Annotated in this window: 24 protein-coding genes and 1 other annotated feature; of the genes, 7 read left to right on the plus strand and 17 right to left on the minus strand. The window is 41.5% G+C overall.

All coding sequences use genetic code 11. The features are described from left to right. The first annotated feature begins 76 nt into the window (after positions 1-76). Positions 77-646, plus strand: a complete 570-nt coding sequence (satP, locus tag AACQ83_RS06495) for an acetate uptake transporter (protein WP_112876431.1) — start codon at positions 77-79, stop codon at positions 644-646. Positions 647-735: 89 nt separating this feature from the next. On the opposite strand, the gene AACQ83_RS06500 is transcribed toward satP, so the two are convergent. The 3 genes from AACQ83_RS06500 to AACQ83_RS06510 are packed head-to-tail and all read right to left on the minus strand — an operon-like array spanning position 736 to position 3,174. Next, positions 736-909, minus strand: coding sequence for a hypothetical protein (locus tag AACQ83_RS06500; RefSeq protein ID WP_192880978.1), 174 nt, complete (start codon positions 907-909; stop codon positions 736-738). Positions 910-917: 8 nt separating this feature from the next. Next, on the minus strand, positions 918-2,078 hold the full coding sequence (gene galK / locus AACQ83_RS06505) for a galactokinase (RefSeq protein ID WP_112876515.1): 1,161 nt from the start codon (positions 2,076-2,078) through the stop codon (positions 918-920). A 22-nt stretch (positions 2,079-2,100) separates the two neighbouring features. Then, positions 2,101-3,174 (minus strand): UDP-glucose--hexose-1-phosphate uridylyltransferase, encoded by a 1,074-nt coding sequence (locus AACQ83_RS06510; RefSeq protein WP_112876430.1) that lies wholly within the window; start codon positions 3,172-3,174, stop codon positions 2,101-2,103. Between the two features lie 504 nt (positions 3,175-3,678). On the opposite strand from AACQ83_RS06510, the gene AACQ83_RS06515 reads away from it, so the two are divergent. Next, a complete protein-coding gene (locus AACQ83_RS06515; protein ID WP_240000717.1) occupies positions 3,679-4,194 on the plus strand; it encodes a sodium:solute symporter family transporter in 516 nt (171 codons plus the stop codon). A 77-nt stretch (positions 4,195-4,271) separates the two neighbouring features. Here the strand turns inward: AACQ83_RS06515 and mog are convergent, their stop codons facing one another. The 5 genes from mog to AACQ83_RS06540 form a co-directional block, all read right to left on the minus strand. Beyond that, the gene (gene mog / locus AACQ83_RS06520; protein WP_112876427.1) at positions 4,272-4,847 is read right to left on the minus strand and encodes a molybdopterin adenylyltransferase; all 576 of its coding nucleotides are present in this window, start codon (positions 4,845-4,847) and stop codon (positions 4,272-4,274) included. 80 nt (positions 4,848-4,927) lie between these two features. After that, on the minus strand, positions 4,928-5,881 hold the full coding sequence (gene tal, locus AACQ83_RS06525; RefSeq protein WP_112876426.1) for a transaldolase: 954 nt from the start codon (positions 5,879-5,881) through the stop codon (positions 4,928-4,930). 267 nt (positions 5,882-6,148) lie between these two features. Further along, positions 6,149-7,360, minus strand: a complete 1,212-nt coding sequence (locus AACQ83_RS06530; protein ID WP_112876425.1) for an MFS transporter — start codon at positions 7,358-7,360, stop codon at positions 6,149-6,151. Between the two features lie 23 nt (positions 7,361-7,383). Then, positions 7,384-8,664, minus strand: a complete 1,281-nt coding sequence (locus AACQ83_RS06535) for a hypothetical protein (RefSeq protein ID WP_112876424.1) — start codon at positions 8,662-8,664, stop codon at positions 7,384-7,386. 50 nt (positions 8,665-8,714) lie between these two features. Further along, positions 8,715-8,897, minus strand: a complete 183-nt coding sequence (locus AACQ83_RS06540; protein ID WP_088374870.1) for a hypothetical protein — start codon at positions 8,895-8,897, stop codon at positions 8,715-8,717. Positions 8,898-9,250: 353 nt separating this feature from the next. Here AACQ83_RS06540 and yaaA point away from each other — a divergent pair, with 353 nt between their 5' ends. Further along, a complete protein-coding gene (yaaA, locus tag AACQ83_RS06545; protein ID WP_112876423.1) occupies positions 9,251-10,027 on the plus strand; it encodes a peroxide stress protein YaaA in 777 nt (258 codons plus the stop codon). Between the two features lie 49 nt (positions 10,028-10,076). On the opposite strand, the gene thrC is transcribed toward yaaA, so the two are convergent. From thrC to AACQ83_RS24560, 4 genes are all read right to left on the minus strand, one after another. Beyond that, positions 10,077-11,375, minus strand: a complete 1,299-nt coding sequence (gene thrC / locus AACQ83_RS06550; protein ID WP_112876422.1) for a threonine synthase — start codon at positions 11,373-11,375, stop codon at positions 10,077-10,079. Positions 11,376-11,378: 3 nt separating this feature from the next. Further along, a complete protein-coding gene (thrB, locus tag AACQ83_RS06555) occupies positions 11,379-12,308 on the minus strand; it encodes a homoserine kinase (RefSeq protein WP_112876421.1) in 930 nt (309 codons plus the stop codon). Positions 12,309-12,310: 2 nt separating this feature from the next. Beyond that, positions 12,311-14,770: a bifunctional aspartate kinase/homoserine dehydrogenase I gene (gene thrA, locus AACQ83_RS06560; protein ID WP_112876514.1), complete on the minus strand. Its 2,460-nt coding sequence runs from the start codon at positions 14,768-14,770 to the stop codon at positions 12,311-12,313. Positions 14,771-14,795: 25 nt separating this feature from the next. After that, positions 14,796-14,915: a sequence feature (Thr leader region), on the minus strand. Next, the gene (locus AACQ83_RS24560; RefSeq protein ID WP_110882773.1) at positions 14,854-14,922 is read right to left on the minus strand and encodes a thr operon leader peptide; all 69 of its coding nucleotides are present in this window, start codon (positions 14,920-14,922) and stop codon (positions 14,854-14,856) included. Its footprint overlaps the feature before it by 62 nt. A 659-nt stretch (positions 14,923-15,581) precedes the next feature. On the opposite strand from AACQ83_RS24560, the gene arcA reads away from it, so the two are divergent. Beyond that, positions 15,582-16,298, plus strand: a complete 717-nt coding sequence (gene arcA / locus AACQ83_RS06565) for a two-component system response regulator ArcA (RefSeq protein WP_011144944.1) — start codon at positions 15,582-15,584, stop codon at positions 16,296-16,298. Positions 16,299-16,491: 193 nt separating this feature from the next. Here the strand turns inward: arcA and creA are convergent, their stop codons facing one another. Next, positions 16,492-16,977, minus strand: coding sequence for a protein CreA (creA, locus tag AACQ83_RS06570; RefSeq protein ID WP_112876420.1), 486 nt, complete (start codon positions 16,975-16,977; stop codon positions 16,492-16,494). Between the two features lie 507 nt (positions 16,978-17,484). Between creA and robA the strand changes: the two genes are divergently transcribed. Further along, positions 17,485-18,360 (plus strand): MDR efflux pump AcrAB transcriptional activator RobA, encoded by an 876-nt coding sequence (robA, locus tag AACQ83_RS06575; protein WP_036777055.1) that lies wholly within the window; start codon positions 17,485-17,487, stop codon positions 18,358-18,360. Here robA and gpmB read toward each other — a convergent pair. Continuing rightward, positions 18,357-19,004, minus strand: coding sequence for a 2,3-diphosphoglycerate-dependent phosphoglycerate mutase GpmB (gene gpmB, locus AACQ83_RS06580; RefSeq protein WP_112876419.1), 648 nt, complete (start codon positions 19,002-19,004; stop codon positions 18,357-18,359). The genes robA and gpmB overlap by 4 nt on opposite strands. Positions 19,005-19,058: 54 nt before the next feature. Here gpmB and yjjX point away from each other — a divergent pair, with 54 nt between their 5' ends. Further along, positions 19,059-19,589, plus strand: a complete 531-nt coding sequence (gene yjjX, locus AACQ83_RS06585; protein ID WP_112876418.1) for an inosine/xanthosine triphosphatase — start codon at positions 19,059-19,061, stop codon at positions 19,587-19,589. Positions 19,590-19,624: 35 nt separating this feature from the next. Here the strand turns inward: yjjX and trpR are convergent, their stop codons facing one another. Together trpR and sltY are read right to left on the minus strand one after the other, a co-directional pair. Next, complete coding sequence (gene trpR, locus AACQ83_RS06590; RefSeq protein WP_011144939.1) at positions 19,625-19,945, minus strand: trp operon repressor; 321 nt, start codon at positions 19,943-19,945, stop codon at positions 19,625-19,627. Between the two features lie 59 nt (positions 19,946-20,004). Beyond that, positions 20,005-21,921 carry a murein transglycosylase gene (gene sltY / locus AACQ83_RS06595; protein ID WP_112876417.1) on the minus strand — a complete coding sequence of 639 codons (1,917 nt, stop codon included), beginning with the start codon at positions 21,919-21,921 and terminating at the stop codon, positions 20,005-20,007. 371 nt (positions 21,922-22,292) lie between these two features. Here sltY and ettA point away from each other — a divergent pair, with 371 nt between their 5' ends. Further along, entirely contained in the window at positions 22,293-23,960 is a 1,668-nt protein-coding gene (gene ettA, locus AACQ83_RS06600; RefSeq protein ID WP_112876416.1) for an energy-dependent translational throttle protein EttA, read from the plus strand. 38 nt (positions 23,961-23,998) lie between these two features. Here the strand turns inward: ettA and AACQ83_RS06605 are convergent, their stop codons facing one another. Next, entirely contained in the window at positions 23,999-24,745 is a 747-nt protein-coding gene (locus tag AACQ83_RS06605; RefSeq protein WP_112876415.1) for an ABC transporter ATP-binding protein, read from the minus strand. Positions 24,746-25,418: the final 673 nt, after the last annotated feature.

The raw sequence follows: 25,418 nt of genomic DNA on the forward strand, positions 1-25,418 counted from the left end.
GTTTCATTGCTGACAGATCATTATGATTCGCCTCCTTTGCTATTTATGACTTTTATGATTTTCTTTCAGAGGACTTATGAGCGCGAATCAATTGGCTAATCCCGGCCCCTTAGGGCTAATGGGCTTCGGCATGACAACCATTCTGCTTAATCTGCATAACGCAGGTCTCTTTCCACTGGCATCCGTTATCCTGAGTATGGGCATTTTCTACGGCGGCCTGGCTCAAGTACTGGCAGGGATTTTTGAATATAAGAAAGGCAATACCTTTGCCGCAACGGCTTTCACCTCCTATGGGTTGTTTTGGCTCAGTCTGGTCGGGTTATTATTTCTGCCTAAAATGGGACTGGCAGAAGCCACCAGCAGCCAATATTTAGCGGTATATCTTGGCCTATGGGGTGTGTTTACTCTGTTTATGTTCTTTGGCACCTTCAAGGCTAACCGCGTACTACAGTTTATCTTTGGTGGCCTGACACTGTTGTTCGCTTTGTTAGCGATTGGCAACTTTACCGGAAATACCACTCTTCTGACGATTGCCGGTTATGAAGGGATAATATGTGGTGCCAGCGCATTTTATCTGGCAATGGCGGAAGTGCTGAATGAGCAGTATGGACGCACTATTCTGCCCATTGGCGAGATAAAACCGTAATAAACCGCGGGTTGGAAGAAGGCAAATTTTTTCTCCTCTTCCAGTCCGTTATTTTCAGAGGAAAAGATGGTAGAAAAAGCCGATGATATTTACCCCTGCGCTATTAAAGGTACACGGCAACTTAACCACGAAGCGCCAATGTCCATCAGCACCATAGAAAAACCTGAAACATTGGAAAGGCAGACAAGATTTGTTTTCTTTCCATCCCAAGCAACATTTTGTGTCATTGAAGCGTTCAATAATTCAAAGTAAGCATCTGTCATTTTATTGCCTACAGTGTTTCAACCAGATTTACACCGTCCGAAGCCTGACACACATAAATGGCCTCTTTCAGACCTGTCAACGCAAAATAATGTTGTTCTACCGCAGCCTTAACCACATCAACCAAAGTTTGTGGAACTAAAGCCACCACACAACCCCCAAACCCACCACCAGTCATTCTCACTCCACCCTGTTTACCAATGACTTGTTTCACAATATCAACCAAGGTATCGATTTCAGGTACGGTAATTTCAAAATCATCACACATTGACTGATGTGATTGCGCCATAAGTTCCGCGATTAATGGCATATCACCCTTTGCTAATGCTTTTGCTGCCAAAAGTGTACGTTCATTTTCCGTGATCACATGGCGTGCACGTTTAGCCACTACACTATCCAGCTCAACACGACGTTTTTCAAACTCATCTAATGCCACATCCCGCAAAGCTTTAACCTCAAATAGTGCGGCTGCTTGTTCACATTGAGTCCGACGAACATTATATTCACTGCCAACCAATTCCCGTTTTTTATTTGAATTAATAATCATAACTGCAATATCTTTCGGCATAGATACGGCTTGCGTGGTTAAATGACGACAATCAATTAATAACGCATGATCCTTCTTACCTTGTGCGGAAATCAATTGATCCATAATGCCACAATGACAACCGACAAATTCATTTTCAGCTTGCTGCCCATTTAATGCTATTTCTGTTTGGCTAATGGCTAAGTGGTAAAGGTTTTTAATTGTTTGACCAATAACTGTTTCCAGTGCAGCCGATGAACTTAATCCCGCCCCTTGTGGCACATTACCCACTACCACAATATCTGCCCCGTTAAATATATACCCACGACTGAGCAGACACTTTACAACACCGCGAATATAATTAGCCCACATTTTACTTTCATGAAATATAATAGATTGGCTAATATCAAACTCGTCTAACTGATTATTATAATCAACCGAAACAACACGAATAATATTATCTTCTCGTTTCGCCGCAGCAGCCACGATTTGGTAATTAATAGCACAGGACAATACAAAGCCGTCATTATAATCCGTGTGCTCTCCAATCAAATTAACCCGACCCGGTGCCTGAATAATATGTGTCGGCGTATAATGAAATACTAAATCAAAAACATTTTTAACGCGATTAATTAAAGTTTCCATCACATTACTCTCAAATATGGTATCAACCACTCGATAATGAGCATTGCTGCTCTTTATAATGTACATCGCTCACAGCACGCAAAAGCTGAGCAGCTTGCTCTGCCGTTAAATCACGTTGTGTTTCAGCAAACATTTCATAGCCCACCATAAATTTTCGCACAGTAGCCGATCGCAATAATGGCGGATAGAAAAGTGCATGCAGTTGCCAATGTTCAATATCGCTGCCTTGTGCAAAAAACGGCGCAAAATGCCAACCCATTGAATAAGGAAAAGAGCTATGAAATAAATTGTCATAACGACTGGTAAGCTTTTTAAGCGCAACCGCCAAATCATCGCGTTGTTCACCCGTTAATTCATTCATACGACGAACATGAACTTTAGGTAATAACATGGTTTCATAGGGCCATGCAGCCCAATAAGGCACAACCACCAACCAATGGGTTGTATCGACCACCACCCGTTCACCATCAGCTAATTCAGCCTGAACATAATCCATCAGTAAATTGGAACCTTGTTCTTGGTAATAGTTACGTAACTGTTTATCTTTACGTTCAATTTCGTTTGGCAGAAAACTATTTGCCCAAATTTGTCCATGTGGATGAGGCTGAGAACATCCCATTACTTCACCCTTATTTTCAAAAATTTGAACCCAAAGATATTCTTTACCCAGTATTTCAATATGCTCATTCCAGGTATCAATTACCTGACGAATATGTTTAACCGGCAATTCAGGCAATGTCTTACTGTGATCAGGAGAAAAACAGATCACGCGACTTAATCCTCGTACTCCTTGTATTTTAAATAACGGGTGAGACGATTGGAGCACATCAGGTGAATCGGGCATTAAAGCCGAAAAATCATTATTAAAAACAAAGGTTCCTTGATAAGCAGGATTTTTATCACCGGAAATACGTGTATTTGATGGGCAAAGAAAACATTGCTCATCATAGTTAAGAATATTATCTATCAATGGCTGCTCATCTTGCCCACACCACGGCCGCTTCACTCGATGAGGAGAGACTAAAACCCATTGCCCGGTTAGCGGATTGTAACGACGATGGGGATGTTCAACAGGATTGAATGCAATTTTGGGCATAGCAGTCTCTACTTTTTATATACCCGTCATCTTTCAAGTTGCCTCTTTGTTGGCTGCACTCACTCACCCCGGTCACATAGTTCTCTATGCTCCCGGGGATTCGCTCCCTTGCCGTCGCGATGCATCTTGAAATCCATTGGGTATATTTTTCAACACCGATTGTGAAAATCTTTATTAATACTTGGGCTGGACACAGTTTAACAACGGACATTAACACTAATCTGAGATACCAATCACGCAAATGTAAACGGTTACACAAAAAGTTTAAATATAAACCTAAAATACAGATAAGGTGTTCAACTTTAACATATTCTGCAAACATGAGTTAAAAGTCACAGTAAATTTACTTAATCTATTAATTAAAACAAATTATTAAGAATTAAGATAAGTTACAAATAGGATATTTAATAACAATTTTGTGATTCTGATTACATCTCCACCAAATGGTAACGTTTACAAGTTTGGCCCGATGTTATTCAAGTCTTCTTCCTGATATTAGGTGGATTGCTCACAACATTTATCGCTATCAGTTATATTGGCGGTAGTGACGGCATGATGGCCGGATTTGCAAAAATGGCTGATGCGGCACCGGGGCACTTTGAAATGATTTTGGATAAAAGTAACCCTGAATTCATAAACTTGCCTGGTATTGCTGTAATGATTGGCGGTTTATGGGTCGCAAACCTCTATTATTGGGGCTTCAACCAATACATTATTCAGCGTACTCTTGCCGAAAAATCAATTCAGGAAGCACAGAAAGGAATTGTTTTCGCCGCCTTTCTGAAACTCATTTTGCCTTTCCTGGTTGTTGTGCCGGGCATTGCCACTTACGTGATCACAACATCCCCTGAATTAATGGCCGGTTTAGGTAATATTGCACTGCACAACATGCCTGATGCAACGCACGCAGATAAAGCTTATCCGTGGTTAACGCAATTTCTACCAGTCGGTTTTAAAGGTATCCTTAACCCGAAAAACTCAGCCTCGCTGATTGATTTAGCAAGAACCTTATCTTCCTGAGCCAAAACCTCAACCGGTAGATGATGATAGGTGGCGGATAAAAGTTTGATTTTTTGATTCTCTAATCAACCCATTGCTTAACGACAAGCACTTTTCGGTCTAAAAGCCGCGACTACCTTATCATTGGTTTCCACATATGGGCCATCCAGCAATTGGATACAATATGGCACGCTGGCAAAAATGCCGGATACCAGAACTTTGCCATTTTCGTCTTTCAAGCCTTCCAACGTTTCTGCGATTGCTTTTGGTTGCCCCGGCAAATTCAAAATCAGCGCCTGCTTGCGGATAACACCAACCTGACGGGATAAAATTGCCGTTGGAACAAATTGCAAACTAATCTGACGCATCTGTTCGCCATAGCCCGGCATTTCACGATCTGCAACCGCTAATGTGGCATCAGGAGTCATATCTCGGCGTGCCGGACCCGTTCCACCAGTGGTCAAAACCAGATGACAGCCGATTTCATCCACCAGCTCACACAAGGTTTGTTCAATGATGATCTGCTCATCCGGGATCAGACGAGCCTCTATCTGAAAAGGGGTGGTAATCGCACTTTTCAGCCACTCGGACAATGCCGGAATCCCTTTGTCCTGATAAACCCCACTCGATGCACGATCAGAGACGGATACCAAGCCAATGCGCAATTCATTCATACAAACCTCAATTAACTGATGGCAAAAAGGCGGCTAATTATGCCGCCTTTGACACTAAAAGAATAGCTTATAACCTATTATTACAGCAGATCAGCGATCATCTTCTCAAGTTTACCCTGATCGATAGCAAATTTACGGATACCATCCGCCAGTTTTTCTGTTGCCATTGCATCTTGATGATGTTCCCAGTAGAACTGAGCTTCATTCAATGGCTCTGGACGCACTTTAATTTCACCGGTATAACTCAGTTTACGTTCAACTTCACCCTGAGCTTCCGATAGCTCTTTCAACAACGCAGGGGCAATAGTCAAACGGTCACAACCCGCTAATTCCAAAATCTCACCAGCGTTACGGAAACTTGCTCCCATAACCACAGTGTTATAGCCATGTTGTTTATAGTATTGGTAGATTTCAGTCACAGAAATGACGCCGGGATCTTCATGTGGAGCAAACTCTTTCTGATCGCTGTTCGCTTTATACCAGTCAAGGATACGACCAACGAATGGCGAAATCAGATATACACCCGCTTCCGCACAAGCACGCGCCTGAGCAAAGGAGAACAATAGTGTCAGGTTACAGTTGATACCCTCTTTTTCTAGCTGTTCAGCCGCGCGGATACCTTGCCAAGTTGAAGCCAATTTGATCAAAATCCGATCATTGCTGATACCCGCCTCGTTATACAACTTAATCAGGCGTTTAGCTTTAGCAACACTGCGTTCAGTGTCATAAGACAAACGAGCATCAACTTCTGTCGAAATACGGCCGGGGATCAGTTTGAGAATTTCCAAGCCAATATTTACCGCCAGTTTATCACTGGCATCCACAATCTGCTGCTCGCGGGAATCGCTCTGTTCACGCGCCCACGCAATTGCTTCATCAATTAATTTACGGTATTCAGGAAGTTGTGCAGCGTTAAGGATCAGAGATGGGTTAGTTGTCGCATCTTGTGGCTGATAAAGCTTCATCGCCGCAATATCCCCGGTATCTGCCACTACTGTTGTCAGTTTACGCAGGGAGGTTAGTTTATCGGTCATTTTGTCATATCTCATCGTTATGCGTGAAATTGTGGCATTGTTTCTGAGCCATCCGTTGATAATAACATGGTCAGATCTTGCTGCAAGGCGGTAAAAACAATTGAGGATGTTTGGTTGATTTACAAACGTTTTCGATAGCAAATCCTTTAAACTTTAGAGCATCATTACAGACCCCCCGCTAGCAAAGTCTCTTGGTTTGAGGATCTCATCACAGAGATAAAAATTCAGTAAATTGAAACCATTGCCAATAATTTCCTTTAAAATAAACTACTTTAATGTGAGTTTATTCTCAACGTCAGCACTTATTTTCTTTGCAACAACAATTGAACTTAAAGAACACATTGCAAAAAAGACAAATAAAACACTACTTCCTAGCAAAGGGATTAACCATATTATTATAATACCAAAGGCTGATTGGTAACTTCTTGAAATTGCATCCGAAGACGATATTATTCTCGCAAAATATTTTTCTGGAGTTAGCTCTTGCCCTGATGTATAGAGAGAGATTCTTAAAAAAGAAAGTCCGATAAAAATAAGCACGGTCCCCAGAGTATAGTATAACAGGACAATTTTTGATAAAGGCATAGCCCAAAGGATACTCCCAATTGCAATCAATAGAGAACCAAGAAAGAAAGATTTTTTTATTCTACTTATAGTAAAATAGCGACCAGATAAATAAGACCCAAATAACATTGAAACAGAAGCTAAAAAGGAAAAATAAGCAATCAAATCAGAAAAAGAAAACGAATATGGCCCACTAAATAAAGAGGAAATTGTTGTATAGTTAGAAGTCACTATATAGGTCGAAATTACTTGATATGACACCATTGCAGTTAAAATACTTATCCTGAATAATAATATATTTCTCTGCGTATTATTCTTGATAATATATTCTAACCCACCATATTTCATAGAAATATCTTTTTCCTTTACTTTAGTTCCCCAATCGCCGATAAAAAAGAGAAATATAATTGATAAAATAAAACACATTGATTCAATAAAAAATAAGGGGCGTATTGAAATCATATTTATCAAAAAACCAGCTATCAATGGAGAAGATATAGAGAGCAATCCATAATAGAATTGTTGCTTTGATATAAAAGCCACTCTTTCTTCTGAGCTAACAAATGCTTGGTATGCTACTGACCTTATTGATATATTCAAACCTGAAAAAAATGATAGAAGAAAAGATATGAAAAACAATAAATATATATTATTGACAAATACAGCAAGAAATATTGTTACTACCCGAAATAAATCCGAAGAAATACAAATAGCCCTCATATTAAACCGAGCAGTTAGCCCACCAATAACCACAAAAACTAATATACTCGCCATTAATCTCACAGATACCATTAAAGATGTATCTATCTCCGACTTGGTAATTGAATATACAAGTGAAAGAAGCGCTATTTCACTTATTCCTGTACCAAAGATAGATATTATATCAGAGGATAATAGCTTATTTTTATTCTCCATATCTTATCCCACTTATATTTTATTTACCCAATCGATTTCAACAATGGTATTTCTCCAATTTCAATCAAATAAGAACAATGATTACAAACGTGCCTAAATTTCCTATTATCAAAATCATCACCGTAAGCATGTGTATATGTAATTCCACAATTATCACATATATCATATTTAGGATTTTCTATATTATAATTTTTATATAATCTCTCAAGTGACTCAAAAAAGTTGAATCCCAACCCTGGCCAAACACCCGATAATAAATCAGCTATAAAGTAATTTATATCCCTATTATGATCTCCTCTATCATAGTCTGTAGGCGATCCCTGTTTCGAATGGTGTTCAGGAGCCACAATCTTAAGATATAATGTCAATTCTTTTTTAGTTATTGTCCATAATGGTGATACATGCGTAAACTCCCCCCATGTTTTCAATGGAGCCGACTCACCTAATAATATTCCCAAAGTATATGTTCTAAATATACTGGTAAATAAATCTTCAAAATGGTAGCCAAACGATAAATTGAAAACTCCCTTTTCTTTTGCAAATCTTTCAACACAAGCTCTCATAATAGTATGCCACAAAGCAATTGAACGCCCACGTCCATTTGTTACAAGCACTTTTTCAATAACGTTTTCAAAACCATTTATAAAATGCATCGTTTCATTAACATAAGAAAGCGGTAATATCGTATAGTCTCTTACACCCAAATTTGCGATAGCCTCAGCAGCCACTTTAACATCTGCACCTGACGCTGCCGTATCAGCAACAGTAACTCCAATTAACTCATGCTTTGGCAATTTATCCACATTTCTTCTTAAAAGATATAATAATGCCAGACTATCTCTGCCTCCAGATAAGGCAAGTATAATTTTATCGTTTTCCTTAATCAAAGACTTAGCAAGAATCCCCTGAACAAACATGTCATCAATGTATTTTACGAAATTATCCTCATTAAATTGTGTTTGCTTTAGATCGCAAATGCCATTCTCTTTAAACCAAAGTATTCTCTTAGTGTAAATTGAATCTGTATTTTCCTGAGTCACCTCGACTCCATCATCTTCCCATAAACGTAAAGTTCTGCAATATTCAGGGAGCTGATATGCCCTTACCATATCCAAAACGATTTTATCATCTTCTTTTACTATATAACTTTGATCATCTGTTATTTTATCATTCACATAGCAAAGTATAGAATCTTGGGGTATGTAATTCTCCTTCAAGAATTTTCTCAATGGGATCCCGGACTTTGTAGAAAGCACGTGAATTTTATCTAATCTATCTTTAAGCAACACGGTGTGTTTTTTCATAGCAACCTCGCAAAAAAGAGCCCGCTGCTAGAATACAGCAGGCTTTCATTTTAAATGTGAGCGATACTCTCACTGACACTCATGAGCAGGTCAGCATCACGTTTAATACGCCCAATAATCATTTGATTAATTTCTTCGAAACCAATATCGTCTTGAGAAACACTAAATAACTTTATAGGTTCAGCTTTGCGAGTAAATATGGGCTGAAATAGTTTTTGAGCTGTTGATTGCATACCTATTCCTCTAGTTTTATAACAAACAAATTTGCAAGAAGTGCTCTTACTTTTAGAATAATTACTATATTACAATTCAAAAAAAATCGATCAAACGCACAAAAGCTGACATTTAAATAATTAATAAAAACTTAATTTAAATTTATATATAAATTTAAATTAAAATATACCATTATAAATTATTTAAATATTTTTAACATTAAGTTCAATATCGATCAATAAAATGAAGTACAAAATTATCAGCTTGTTACCCGACAGATATCACGTACACAGTTTCCGCTATCGTCGTTATTAATTCTTTATTATCCTATCTTTTGTTAAAGTAACTTCATCTGAACAACCGGGACGATATTATGCTTATTACTATTTCACCTGCAAAAACCCTTGATTATGAAAGCCCACTTGCCACGGAAAAATATAGTCAGCCAGCATTACTCAACCAGTCAGAGCAGTTAATCAGTATTTGTCGCAAACTGACACCTGCCCAAATTGCTAGCCTGATGGGTATCAGCGATAAACTGGCTGGTCTGAATGCAGCCCGTTTTGGCGAATGGCATGCTGATTTCACACCAGAAAATGCCCGTCAAGCTATCCTGGCATTTAAAGGTGATGTTTATACCGGTATGCAAGCTGAATCTTTCTCCGATAAGGATTTTGATTTTGCTCAGAATCATCTGAGGATTTTATCTGGCCTTTACGGTGTACTTCGTCCGTTAGATCTGATGCAACCTTACCGGTTGGAAATGGGGATCAAACTGGAAAATAAACGCGGTAAAGATCTCTATGCTTTCTGGGGGGATTTGATCACGGAAAAGCTCAATGAGGCGCTGGAACAACAAGGTGATAATGTGTTGGTTAATTTGGCTTCCGATGAATATTTCAAATCCGTGAATACGAAAAAGTTAGCCGGTAAAATTATTAAACCTGTATTTCTCGATGAGAAAAACGGTAAGTATAAAATCATTAGTTTTTATGCGAAAAAAGCCCGCGGGCTGATGAGCCGGTTTATTATTCAGAACCAATTAACGCAAACTGACCGTCTGGTGGAGTTTAATCTGGATGGCTATGCCTTTGATGAATCGTTATCCAAAGGGAATGAGCTGGTATTTAAGCGCCCAGAACAATATTAAGAGCTTATTATCAATAATAAACGCCGCATGATCTGTGCGGCGCCCACTTTTATAATGACTTGGGTGCTCTTTCCATCAAGAAATATCGCAACCTAGCAAAATCTGCCGGCAAGTAATGGGACTGCAACTCCAGATCAGCCCGTTCAGCCAAAGCTTTGGGCAATGGTAATTCCTCACCCAGAATCTGCTCCACTCTCTCTTTAAATTTCGCTGGATGAGCTGTACCAAGAAATAACCCGTATTCATCTTCTTGTAATTGATCACGCAGAACACGATAAGCAACCGCTGCATGAGGTTCAGAGATATAACCCAGTTTAGCCAGTTCTTTAATTGTCTCTTCAGTTACCTCATCACTGACTACACCATATCCCAATTCGTTCAACGGCCAGGATTTACGATAGAACAGTTCTTCAATCCGGGGCCAATTGTTTGGCTGGCTCACATCCATTGCGTTGGAAAGCGTGGCAACGGTCTGATGAGGCAACCATTTTCCATCCTCTAGATAACGTGGAACTGTATCGTTAACATTAGTGGCAGCGATAAAGCGTTTTACCGGCAATCCCATCGATTTTGCCAATAAACCCGCGGTCAAATCACCAAAATTCCCACTCGGTACAGAGATAACCAGTTGTTCACGCTTATCTTCTGGTAGCTGAGCAATTGCTTCAAAGTAGTAGCAAATTTGCGCCAACAAGCGGCTGATGTTAATTGAGTTGGCTGAATTGAGATACAAAGCCTGTTTCAACTCCTGATCATCAAACGCCTGTTTAACCAACGCCTGACAATCATCGAAATCGCCATCAATCGCCACCGTGTGAATATTACCGTCCAATGTACAGAATAGTTTCTCCTGTAACGGACTGATCTTGCCTCGCGGATAGAGGATTACCACCTGTACATTATTCAGCCCATAAAAGGCGTGCGCTACTGCTGCCCCCGTATCGCCGGAAGTCGCAGTCAGGATAGTTACTGGCTGCTCACCGGCAACTTGTGCCAACATTTGCGCCATAAAACGGCCGCCAAAATCCTTAAATGCCAGCGTCGGGCCGTGAAATAATTCCAGCGTTGCAACATCATTTTCCACATCGGTCACAGGAACCGGAAAAGTAAAAGCATGCTTAACTCGTGTCGCCAGTTGTTCTGGCGGAATTTCCTCGCCAATAAACGCGGAGAGAATGCGACCGCTGCGGGTGACAAAATCCAGTTTCAACAGTTGGTCAATTTCTTCACGACTAAATTCGGGTAAATCTTGCGGGAAGAAAAGCCCTTGCTGTTCGCCTAACCCCTGTTTGACTGCTTGTGCAAAACTCACCTGCTCGCGGTTGTCTTTCAAGTTATACAGTTTCATTAGTTACCCTATTTGTCGTGCGCCTGCGAGATCCAGACGGCAAATGTGTACAAAACCTTCATCATTCTGAACATAATGCTGTTGCAGCCACTCAGCTATTTCCTCTGCGGTCGCCATATCATTACAAATGGAGAACAATGTCGGGCCAGAACCAGAAATACCACACGCCAATGCCCCTACCCGTTTTGCTGTTTCACGCGCATTAGCAAAACCCGGTAACAGTTGAGTACGATACGGTTCAGCAACCACATCTTTCATCAATCTGGCTGCCAGCGCTGGTTGCCGTGTATGACAAGCATGAATAAACCCGGCAAGGAAACGTCCATGATCGATAACATCCTGCTTCGAATAGTTCACAGGTAAAATTGCTCTGGCTTCTGCGGTAGAAACTTTAATGCCCGGATAGGCCATCACCCATAACCACTCATCAAACGTAGGTACTGGCTGACAGATAACATCTCCTTGTTCCATAATCAGTTGCAAACCGCCGAGATAACATGGAGCGACATTATCATAGTGAATACTGCCGGAAATACGTCCTTCCAGTTGCCCCATCATTGCCAGTAATTGGCTTTCATAAAATGGGAGACCTGCAAACTCGTTCAGTGCCATCAAACCTGCAACAACAGAACAAGCACTGGAGCCAAGGCCAGAACCAATTGGCATATTTTTTTCCAGCGTCATTTCCACTGGTAATTGTTTGCCCAAACGCTGGCAGAATAATTGCCAGCATTGATAAACAATGTTGTGCTCCAGTTTCTCAGGTAACTTCCCTACAAACTGCCCTTCATTACGCAAACTGAAACTCTTCGCTGCCCGGACAGTAACGCAGTCACCTAATAAAGCACCATTAACTGGAGAGACCGCCGCTCCCAGTACATCAAACCCAACACTGACATTGCCAATAGATGCAGGCGCATAGACTTTAATCACAATTAAACTCCCTGTTTCCAGGACAAGGTACGCAGCATATCTGCGAAAACACCTGCGGCAGTAACATCATTACCCGCCCCGTATCCCCGCAGTACCAGCGGTATTGGCTGATAGTAACGCGTGTAGAATGCCAACGCATTTTCGCCATTTTTGACTTTATAAAGCGGATCATTACCATCCACTGCGGAGATTTTCACCTTACAACGGCCCTCTTCAATTATGCCAACATAGCGCAATACTTTTCCCTGCCCTTTGGCTTCTGCCACCCGCTGGTTGAAAACCTGATCAAGAGAAGGTAAACGTTCAAGGAAAGCATCCACGTCCCCTCGGCTATCAAAGGAGGCTGGCAGTACAGGCTCCACATCAATACCATCCAATTCAAGTTCATAACCTGATTCACGAGCGAGGATCAACAGTTTACGGGCAACATCCATACCGGACAGATCATCACGCGGATCGGGTTCGGTATAGCCTTTCTCTTTTGCCAGTAACGTTGCCTGAGATAGTGACATTCCTTCATCCAGCATACCGAAAATAAAAGAGAGAGAACCAGAAAGAATGCCATTGAACTGAATGAGTTCATCACCCGCATTAAGCAGGTTTTGTAAGTTTTCAATAACAGGCAGGCCAGCCCCTACGTTAGTGTCATACAGAAATTTGCGTTTAGATTTCTCTGCCGCCTTACGAATCTGATGATAATAAGCCATTGACGAAGTATTGGCTTTTTTATTCGGCGTGACCACATTGAAGCCATCACTCAGGAAACTGACGTATTGATCAGCAATTTGCTGATTAGAGGTACAATCCACTATCATCGGGTTCAGTAAATGGTACTCTTTCTCTAAACGGATCAGGCGGCTCAAACTAAAAGGTTCTTTAGCCTCTGATAAACATTGCTGCCAATTATCAAGGCAAATACCTCTCATGTCCGTCAACATGGCCCGTGAATTAGCAATACCACATACCCGTAAATCAATGTGCTTTTGCTTCAACCATGTTTGTTGACGACGGATTTGTTCAATCAAAACACTGCCTACACCACCAACACCGACAACAAAAACTTCGATCACCTGATCGGTATTGAATAACATCTGATGGCACAAACGAACAGCTGTCGTTGCCACTTCATTATCGATAACCGCAGAGATGGAACGTTCAGAAGATCCCTGTGCGATTGCAACAATATTGATATTACCGCGCGCCAATGCAGAGAAGAAACGGGCAGAGATGCCGCGCAGGGTACGCATACCATCGCCAACAACAGAGATAATGGAAAGATTTTCCATCACATCTAAAGGATCAAAAACCCCCTCTTTCAGCTCAAGATAGAATTCTTCACTCAGTGCCTGACGCGCGCGTTCCAATTCACGTTGAGGGACACAGAAGCTGATACTGTATTCTGAAGATGACTGAGTAATCAGCACAACAGAGATCCCTTTGCGGGACATGACAGCAAATACCCTTGCCGCCATACCCACCATCCCCTTCATACCAGGACCTGATACGTTAATCATTGCCATATTGCTCAGGTTGGTAATCCCTTTTACCGGCGTACTTTCATCTTTCTGCCCGTCACCGATCAGTGTTCCAGGCGCATCTGGATTGGAGGTATTTTTAATCAAACAAGGGATCTGAAATTGAGCAATTGGAGCAATGGTCCGTGGATGCAATACCTTGGCACCGAAATAAGAGAGCTCCATCGCTTCCTGATAGGACATGCCTTTTAATAACCGTGCATCCGGCACAACTCTGGGATCACAGGTATAAACACCATCCACATCAGTCCAGATTTCACAACATGTCGCCCGCAAGCAAGCCGCCAAAACCGCAGCAGAATAGTCAGAACCATTACGCCCCAGGACAACTAGCTCCCCTTTATCATTTCCAGCCGTAAATCCAGCCATCAGAACAATATGGTCATCAGGAATATTCAGAGAAGCAATGCGCTTCGTAGACTCGTTGATATCTACCGTAGATTCAAGGTAATGACCTTGTGCCAACAAATTTTCTACCGGATCAATCACCGTGACCTTGTGACCACGTGCCTGCAATACAGACTCCATGATGGCGATAGAGAGTTTTTCCCCACGACAAATCAGGGAAGCGTTAATGCTGTCCGGGCATTGGCCCAGTAACGAAATACCATGCAGAACCTGTTTCAATTGAGCAAATTCTTGCTCAACCATCATTTTTAACCGTTCATAAGCAAAACCGGGTTGTGCCTGTGCCACCCCCTGTAATAAATCAACAAAGATCTGCTCAGCATCGTGCATATGGGTAATGATCTCTTGCCCAGCTACCGTTTTTTCAATCATAGCCACTAAATGATTGGTAATTTTTGCCGGAGCAGAAAGCACCAACGCAACCCCTCCTTGAGAAAGTTTTTTCTCTGCAATATCGGCAACGCTCAACACTCGCTGGTAATTAGCGATCGAAGTTCCTCCAAATTTAAGCACTCGCATTAACATTTTTCTCCTGATTCCGCGCCAAAAAAAAGCCCGCATCTGATTTGGATGCGGGCTTTTTTCTCTGTTTTATATATGCGTCAGCCCGCTCCGCAACCTGTGGTTCCGGTGGTGGTAATAATTGTGGTTTTCAGGCTGATAGTTTGCATAGGTTCCTGTCTGTCATTTAATGGGTTCGACCCTATATTGGTTAAATGAATTTGTGCGCAAAGTCAAACATTTTCTCTAAATAACCTTACGCTTTTGATATTTTTAATATTGGAATAATTCATTTCATGGTCATCAAGACAAACAAATATTTCTTACTGAACCCAATCTTTTAGTTATTAAATCCATTTTTAACAAAATTAACAATATATTTTATCTTTTCGTAAAAATCAGTTATTTTTGTTCACCGCCAAGCTCATGGGGGATTATTTTTCGAACAAAACCACTCTGTGCGTTAACAAGAATTTGTCATTTGCATGACAGAATACAAGGTATAAAATAACCAATATAAATAATATTAACGTGCTACAATCAATTTTGATGTACGTCAATAAAAGGTAGTTTTTTTAGATGGTAAATGCATTGCAAGCTGTTATATTGCTGTTAATGGACTAACATAACACTGTTTAACCAGTTTTTTTGGGTATATACCCACCAAAGGAAAAGCAACTTTTACTTTCAGTGTAAAACATATCAATAAAATGTTATTACTGATTTGGGCTATAATTTCAGTGATGACAAATAATAACCAGTAAATATCCTGAGATAAGAGTAGTTTGAATCATTCTGATTTATTTTTAAGCGATTCTAGGTAGCAACCATGCAAACCCCGCACATTTTGATTGTTGAAGACGAAATTGTCACTCGCAATACCCTAAAAAGCATTTTCGAAGCTGAAGGGTACATAGTTTATGAAGCCACCGATGGTTCAGAAATGCACCATATTCTGTCAAACAACGACATTAACCTGGTGATTATGGATATTAATCTTCCAGGCAAAAATGGCTTGTTACTTGCCCGCGAACTGCGTGAGCAAGCAAATGTTGCCTTGATGTTCCTGACCGGCCGTGATAACGAAGTAGACAAAATCCTTGGCTTGGAAATTGGCGCAGATGATTACATCACCAAACCATTTAATCCGCGTGAATTGACTATTCGCGCCCGCAACCTGCTTTCTCGTACCATGAATCTGAGTAATGTCAGCGAGGAACGCCGCCAAGTTGAGAGTTATAAATTCAACGGTTGGGAATTAGATATCAATAGCCGTTCTCTGATAAGCCCAGCTGGTGAGCCGTATAAATTGCCACGCAGCGAGTTCCGCGCCATGCTTCATTTCTGTGAAAATCCAGGCAAAATCCAAACACGCGCAGATTTACTGAAAAAAATGACAGGTCGTGAATTGAAACCTCACGACCGTACTGTTGATGTAACGATTCGTCGTATCCGTAAACATTTTGAATCGACGCCAGATACGATGGAAATTATCGCCACCATTCACGGTGAAGGCTATCGTTTCTGTGGTGATTTGGAAGCATAACTTGAACCTATACCCTATGGATTTCAAGATGCATCGCGACGGCAAAGGAGCGAATCCCCGGGAGCATAGCGAACTATGTGACCGGGGTGAGTGAGTGCAGCCAACAAAGAGGCAACTTGAAAGATAACGGGTATATCAGTAAGTCTCTAACAATGACAGGATGGGATATCCCTGTAAGAACCCATCCTGCCCCTCAATTTTCCACCGTCTTCCACGGCATAATGGGTACAGCACTGAGCGCATTCTTCGGTGAACCATCGATCATCTTATCGGAATATGTCAAATAGACTAATGCATTACGGTTTGCATCATAGAAGCGAACGACTTGAAGTTTTTTAAACACCAGTGAGGTTCGTTTCTGGAAAACCACCTGACCTTTTTTGCTGCTCTTTTTAATCTTGTCTGTGAGTTCAATCTCTCCAACCTGCTGACAAGAAATAGCTGCATCAGAAGTATCTTCCGCAAGTCCTAAACCCCCTTTTATTCCACCTGTTTTTGCCCTGCTCAGGTAGCAAGTCACATTTTTAACATCAGGATCATCAAACGCTTCCACGACAATTTTGTGATCAGGCCCGATAAATTTAAAAACAGTGTCTACCGAGCCAATCTCTTCAGACAGAGCCACCACAGGTATGCACAACAATGCCGTTGTTACGAGTATCTTTATGATTTTTAACATATATAGTCTCATTCCTTAATTAATTCAGCGTAAAATTTCACCGCTGAGATACCAAATAGGACGGTAATACCATCAATAGAAATAATTAATCATTAATATAATTTCATAAAGTAATGAGTGAAATAATAATACGAATAAGTATCCTATTGTAAATATAAGACTTGTTTTACACTTAGTGCTCATATCCAGTAGAGTTATTGTTGAATGCCACGCTTGTCAATAAATTATGAACACGAACAGCACGCAGAAATCAGAACAGACATACGATGTACAAGGAATGATTCGTTTTACCACTCTGTGGGACTGTTCAAGTGGCAAACAAAATAGCCTAGTAGTATAGGTTCTTATATACCCTATGGATTTCAAGATGCATCGCGACGGCAAGGGAGCGAATCCCCGGGAGCATAGCGAACTATGTGACTGGGGTGAGTGAGTGCAGCCAACAAAGAGGCAACTTGAAAGATAACGGGTATATTGTTCTTTTGGTCTTAATGACTAAGGAGATGTATGGATCAAACCGGCATCATTCGTGATTTATTACGTTGGCTAGATAACCATTTAGATCAACCATTATCACTCAATAATGTTGCAGCTAAAGCAGGTTATTCTAAATGGCACCTGCAACGTATGTTTAAAGACATTACCGGCCAGGCTATTGGCTCCTATATCCGTGCCAGAAGGTTATCGCGGGCAGCCGTTGCTTTACGTTTAACCAGCCGCCCTATTCTGGATATTGCTTTACAGTACCAGTTTGACTCCCAACAAACTTTCACTCGCGCATTTAAAAAACAATTCAATAAAACACCAGCACTTTATCGACTCAGTGAGGAGTGGTGTGCCACGGGTATTTGCCCGCCCATATTGCTGGATAAAAGGTATATTCCCGAAGCAACCTATCTCACACTAGAGGAACAACCACTGGTGGGTATAGAACAGACCTGTTCCTATACGCTGGAACAATGGTCCAGTTTTTGTACTGAAATGCGCCACAATTTCTGGACATATTATCTGCAAAATGCAGAGGTGTTACCTCCTGTACTTTATGGCCTTCACCATGCAACTCCCAATCCAGAAAAAGAAGATGAACAAACCGTATTGTACACAACAGCGGTAGAACCCCAATATGCCCAGTTTGATGTGGCAGGCAGCCAGCCTGTTACATTACCGGCTGGAGAATACGTCTCATTTAGTTACTACGGTACCAAAGATGGCTTACAGGATTTCCTGTTTACCGTCTATGGTATTTGCCTGCCAATGCTAAACCTGACACGTAGGAAAGGATACGACATCGAACGATATTATCTTACCAATACCAATGATAGAGACAAGGAAGCGGCGAATCATATCATCGAATTTCAGTATCTCATTCCTATCCAGCATTAGCGTTGTAATTCATCCAGTGCGGGCGTATCCAGATGTGTGATATCGCCTGCCGTTTCTACAATCCAGCCCGACGCTAGCCACGGACTGTGCTGATAATCCACTCTGGACAGAGAGCAATTTCGCAAGCGAAGACGACGTTCAGCATGTGCGGGCAATCCCAGTATTGTGCCAACCAAACATCCCAAAGCGATGCCATGACTGACTAACAACGGTCGGCTACCAACAGGCAGATTACGACAGCCCTCCAGAGCAGCCCTCATACGCACAGCCAGTTCATCCATAGATTCGCCTTTGGGGATACGTCCACCAGGTGTGCCATCAAGGACTTTCTTACGCCAGTTCTCTTCTTCCGATGTTAATGAATCAATATTTCTGCGTTCAAGAACCCCCATGTGCAATTCACGCAAACGTGGCTCCAGAATAATTTCACAACCACAAACCTCAGCAATGATTTCCGCCGTTCGACGTGTACGTCCAAGGTCACTGGTAATAATATGGGTAATACTTTCAGATTTTACTCTTTGCGCCACTAATCTGGCTTGATGTTCGCCTGTTTCAGTCAAAGGGCTGTCAGATTGTCCCTGAATACGACGTGCTGCGTTCCATTCAGACTCCCCATGCCGAACAAGATATACCTGTAACATTTTCATTTTCCGTTATACTGCGTAAATACTCGTTCAAAGGATAACTCATCTATTATGTATCACGTTATTGCTGCAACCACCAACCCTGCAAAAATTAAAGCCATTAGTCTCGCCTTTGATGATGTTTTTGGGCCAGGTACTTATCGGATCGAAGATATCAATGTAGACAGTAGCGTCCCACAACAACCTATTGGTAACACAGAAACCCGTACTGGCGCCCGTCAGCGTGTCATGGCGGCCAGACAAGTTCGCCCTGAAGCAGACTTTTGGGTAGGTGTGGAAGCGGGTATTGAAGACGATATGACATTTGCCTGGATGGTTGTGGAATATCAGCAAATTCGCGGAGAATCTCGTTCAGCCAGTCTGATGCTACCAGAGAAAATTCTTGATGGTATCCGCGAAGGTCGGGAATTAGGCCATGAAATGGCTTACCTTACAGGTATTGATAACATCAAGCAGAAAGATGGTGCAATTGGCTTTTTCACTGATGGCACCCTGACTCGTACCAGCGTGTACCACCAAGCTCTGATATTGGCTTTAGTGCCCGTACATCATGAAATGTATAAAGAGATGAACGCCCGTTAAACAAACATTCCGCCTAGGCCGCAATTGGCGGCCTGCTATTTCAGTAATTGCTGTTCCAACCAAGCCTTAACATCGTTTGAGGCAAATTTCAGGCTATTAGAGCCGCGCGTAATCGTCGCAATACCCACTCCAAGTTCATTTTTCAGCTCACGCTGGCTCATTTTTCCACTCATCAACTCCTTGATAATGCGTACCCTGGTAGCCAGTGCTGTCCGTTCATCTGGTGTCAATAATAACTGCAAAATCGGATGCTGTAGATTTTCAGCAAAAGCCTGTTGGAGTAATGTCACGAAACATTGCCAATCTTCATGATCTTGCGGCGAAAGTGCTGGATCTGTCAGATGATTTGTCGTCATAATTAATCAGTCATCATACTATTTAACTAGTACAGCAGCATAACATAGTTTGCCATAAATCAATAACGCCTTTGCCATTCCGCGTTAGTCAGCACATTTGATGCTTTGCCCATGAAATGACTATAGAAAACATCATAAACCAAAACACTTTTGACATAATTGCGGGTCTCAGAAAATGGAATGCTTTCAATAAAGGCTATCGCATCGAGTCGCCCACCACTGTCAGATAACCAGCGATCTACCCGAGTTGGTCCGGCATTATAGCCAGCGCTGGCAAGTATCCGATTATTTCCAAAACGCTGATAAACCGATTCGAGATAAGCAGTACCGATTTCGATATTCGTCAGCGGGTTTATAAGTTGGCTACTGTTCATATATCCTTGGATTCCATTTTTCTTAACCGTATCCTCTGCCGTTTCTGGCATTACCTGCATCAACCCAATTGCCCCAACTGGCGAATTAGCTTGCGGATTCCAGGCACTTTCCTGGCGGGCTATCGCCATTGCATAACTTTGAGAAATTCCTTTATTTACAGTGAAGTGACTAAATTCCCGCAGCCATGCTAATGGAAAACGCTCTTCAAGGTAGTCCCACATTTTTCCGGTTATTGTCGCCTGTACACTAAGCGCTGCCCATTTTTGATTGAAAGCATAACGCGCCAGTTGCTGTTGTTTTAATTTAGCCTGGCTGGCGACCAGATAGCTCCACTCTATGCGAGCAAGATTATCCATTTGCCAATATATCAATTCCCTGACTCTCTGCACTTCAGGTATTGAAGCAATGGCAGCATCTGGCTTTTTTGCGATACTTATCGTCAGCGGATAGTTGACATTCAGTTTTTGCGCAGCAGCCATTGGATAAAAACCACGGCCTTCTATCAGCTTACGTAGTATCGCTTCACCTTCACTTTTATTACCCTGTGCCAATAGAATGTTGGCTCGCCAATAACGCCATTCCTCTTTGCCCTGGTCCTCTAACGGCAGCAATTTTATCCATTGAGCCAAACCACGCTTATCTGCATGACCCAATGCCAACCGAACACGACGCTCAAGCAATGCAACAGATTGACTACCGCGGATCGCATCATCACGCCACTTTTCCTGTTCATCGCTCACATCCCCCATTAACTGCCAGGCAACAATATCTTTCAACCGCTGACGTTCACTTGCATTCATCTTTTGCACTCTGACAATTGATGGAATGATCGCTCTTGCCTGCTCCGGATCTTGACGAGCGAAACGCGAGAAAGCCGCTAAAGTAGCTACACGGGTAAAATCAGTCGGCCCGGTATGATTAGCAAAATCCGCCACGGTAGCCGGATCATTCTGCAACTTAATCAGGTCTTCACTGATACTTTTGTATCCCAGTGGCAATTGTTTAGCGAGGTAACTGACCAGTGACGTATTCCCCGCTTTTAACGCGAGACTAATACGCTGTAATATCAGTTTCACTGATAAATGACCAGTTTGCTGCCAAACATCAAATAACTTATCGCAACTGGCTGGTAAAGAACGCCCATTCAACCAAATTTCTTTTGCTCCCTGCCAGGCAACCTGTTCCTCACCTGTAGACCATTTAGCAAAATAGTAATGACAGCGAGCTGTAATAGATTTCGGTGCTGTAGGAGTGAACGCCAGTATCCCACGCCACTCTTCGCGGCGTGCAAGCTCATTGATAAAACGGGATGGTAAAGAACGTGCAGGGGGCAGATTAGGGTAACGATCAATAAAATCACGGATCTGCGTTGGTGTGACAAGTGCCAAATCCTGAGTCAGCTCCCGGTATTCTAGATAAGGATAAAGAGGATAGTCTTTCAATGTCGGCATCAGCCTCGCGATTTCATCCCTATCACTGACATTCCACGCTTGCTTAATCTGCTGATATCTCTGCCGCTGATTTTCCAGAGAATCAGCATTTGCTGCTACAGAGATAAAAATCAACCCTATAGCCATCGCAAGGTATTGCCACTTAGCCATTATCACGTTCCTCTGGGAGATAAAATCAAACAGGTTAATATTACGAATGCATAAACACCATAATAATATAATTACCACCTCTTACCACATTAATTTTCCATATGATGAGATATATAAACACATATTCATAATAGGTTAGTTTTTTATATAATAAATTGATTCGCTTTAACAAACTCAACCTAGGATCATTTTATTCGAGCAATTGGGTTATAGAGTTTATTGACTTAAATCGGGTAAACTGTGATAAATCGTGCTCAGACGAGCATAAATAACCTAACTTGATATAATCAAATACCAACACGCCCTGTTCATGCGACTTGCTTCGCAAAACAGGCACTATAACAATCAGAGATAGCGAGGCTTATAGCAACGTGGCTCAATATGTCTACACCATGCATCGGGTCGGTAAAATTGTTCCCCCGAAACGTCATATCCTGAAAAATATCTCCTTAAGTTTCTTTCCGGGAGCAAAAATTGGTGTTCTTGGCCTTAATGGCGCCGGTAAATCGACCTTACTGCGTATTATGGCTGGCATCGATAAAGACATCGAAGGAGAAGCTCGCCCACAATCAGGAATTAAAATTGGCTATCTACCGCAGGAACCTAAATTAAACCTTGAGTACACTGTCCGCGAAGCAGTGGAAGAAGCGGTTAGCGAGGTAAAACATGCGCTGACCCGTTTGGATGAAGTCTATGCAGCCTATGCTGATCCTGACGCCGATTTTGACAAACTGGCTAAAGAACAAGGTGAGCTGGAAGCAATTATTCAGTCCCACGATGGCCATAACCTTGATAACCAGCTTGAACGCGCCGCTGATGCCCTGCGTCTACCGCCGTGGGATGCAAAAATCGAGCATCTATCTGGAGGGGAACGCCGCCGTGTGGCAATTTGCCGCTTACTGCTGGAAAAACCCGACATGCTGCTACTGGACGAACCCACTAACCACCTTGACGCCGAATCTGTCGCATGGCTGGAACGCTTCCTGCACGATTACGAAGGTACCGTTGTTGCAATTACCCATGACCGTTACTTCCTTGATAACGTTGCCGGCTGGATTCTGGAACTTGATCGTGGTGAAGGCATTCCGTGGGAAGGTAACTACTCTTCATGGCTGGAACAGAAAGATGCTCGTCTGGCTCAAGAAGCCGCAACAGAAGCCGCACGCCGTAAATCCATTGAGAAAGAGCTGGAATGGGTTCGCCAAAATCCGAAAGGCCGTCAGGCAAAAGGTAAAGCACGTCTGGCCCGTTTTGAAGAATTAAATAGCGTTGAATACCAGAAACGTAACGAAACCAGCGAACTGTTCATTCCACCTGGGCCACGCCTGGGCGACAAAGTTCTGGAAGTGGAAAATCTAACCAAATCCTATGGCGACCGGGTTCTGATTGATAATCTGAACTTCTCTCTGCCCAAAGGGGCGATTGTTGGGATTATCGGGCCTAATGGTGCGGGTAAATCTACCCTGTTCCGTATGATCTCCAACCAGGAACAACCCGATTCCGGTACCATCACGTTAGGTGAAACCGTCAAACTCGCTTCTGTCGATCAGTTCCGTGACAACATGGATGATAAGAAAACCGTTTGGGAAGAGATCTCCGGCGGCCAGGATATCATGCGTATCGGTAACTTTGAGTTACCAAGTCGCGCCTATGTTGGCCGTTTTAACTTCAAAGGTGTTGATCAAGGCAAACGTGTCGGTGAATTGTCTGGTGGTGAAAGAGGACGGCTACATTTGGCTAAACTGCTGCAAGTCGGCGGTAACATGCTGTTGCTTGATGAACCAACCAACGATCTGGACATTGAAACTTTGCGCGCACTGGAAAACGCCTTGCTGGAGTTCCCAGGTTGTGCAATGGTTATTTCCCATGATCGTTGGTTCCTTGATCGTATCGCAACCCACATCATTGATTATCAAGATGAAGGTAAAGTCACTTTCTTTGAAGGTAACTTTAGTGAATACGAAGACTATAAGAAGCGGACTCTCGGAGCAGAAGCACTGGAACCGCATCGCATTAAATATAAGAGAATCAGCAAATAATCATATTGAAAATGGCCTGGTAACAGGCCGTTTTCCACTCAATTATTTAGATATAAACTCATAGTCTTATTCATTATGCTATGTGTAAGATAAGTATCATGGATAATCTTTCCTTCTTTCAAAGTAATAATACGATCTGCATGTTTAATAAGCCTATTATCCTGTGAAGCCACAACAACTGTACCTCTTTGGTTATAAGCAATAAAACTTAAGATATCAATAGCTGTTTGGCAGTCATAATTATTAAGATGACGGGTTGGCTCGTCAGCAAACAAATACCGAGGGCTTTTCACAATGGCGCCAGCTATTGCCACCCGTTGTTTTTCATTATCACGTAATTCCTTGGGATATATATCTTTCTTGTGTTTCAGGCCAACAATATTGAGTGCCTTAGTTGCCCTGACTATTGCTTCCTGATGAGAGGTCGTGATTCCACAAGAGAGAGATAATAGCAAATTATCCAAGACCGTAAGTTCATTAGATAAATTAATTCTTTGAAAGATAAAACCACAATTTATCAAATGGAATCTATCTAACTCGAAGTTATTCATCCTCCCCAATTCATTATCAGCAATTAATATTTTTCCTCCGTCGAGAGGCAATAACCCAGAAATCATTGCCAGCAAAGTACTTTTTCCTGAACAAAGATCCCCATTAATCAAAGTAAATTCACCTGGGAAAATAGAAAGAGTGATGTCTGAAATCATTTTCTGGTTAGCTTTACTTTCCGAAAAACCATATGAAATATCAATGGCTTCAATCGTAGCAATTTGATTCAAATTCATTATCTCAGCATAATTAATAGTGTAAGAAATCTGGCATTATCAGTAACTCTTACAGCCAGAGCAATCCGTAAAAATACAGATATTCATCATTATAAGATTACACAAACGAGGGAAAATCATATAAGAAATATCTCAATTGAAAGTATATCAATATTTCTACCAGTGACTATTTCAAATGACTATCTGTATGCTAAAATCAAAATTTTACTAAACAAGATCAACCCATTCCTATCAACCATTCATTAGCAACAGGCCATTATCTTGTTTGTACAAATAAAAAAATAACATCAGACAAATAATTTTTTATAGATAAAAACACCTTAATATCATAACAACATGTTAAAATTAATATTTAATTACCATAATAACAATGATACTTCTAACATTAAATTATTAATAGAAAAATCAACCTTATCCTTATTCTCCAACCAATCAAAAACACAAAAAATTTTATTTAAAAATCAACAGGGAAGTATTTAATTATTAATCTTGTTTTTATTCAAGAAATAAATAATCAATAGAAGTATCAAAAATATTAATAGCTGTTATATATTTTATTACTTACAGGAAATAAAAATATCCAGCCACAATGCATATTGTGATTAGATATATATTTACTAATTTATCATATAAAATATTATATATAGATTTAATTATAAACGATTCAACTAAC

This window comes from Photorhabdus sp. S10-54, from assembly GCF_963878145.1.
Classification (GTDB): domain Bacteria; phylum Pseudomonadota; class Gammaproteobacteria; order Enterobacterales; family Enterobacteriaceae; genus Photorhabdus; species Photorhabdus kayaii.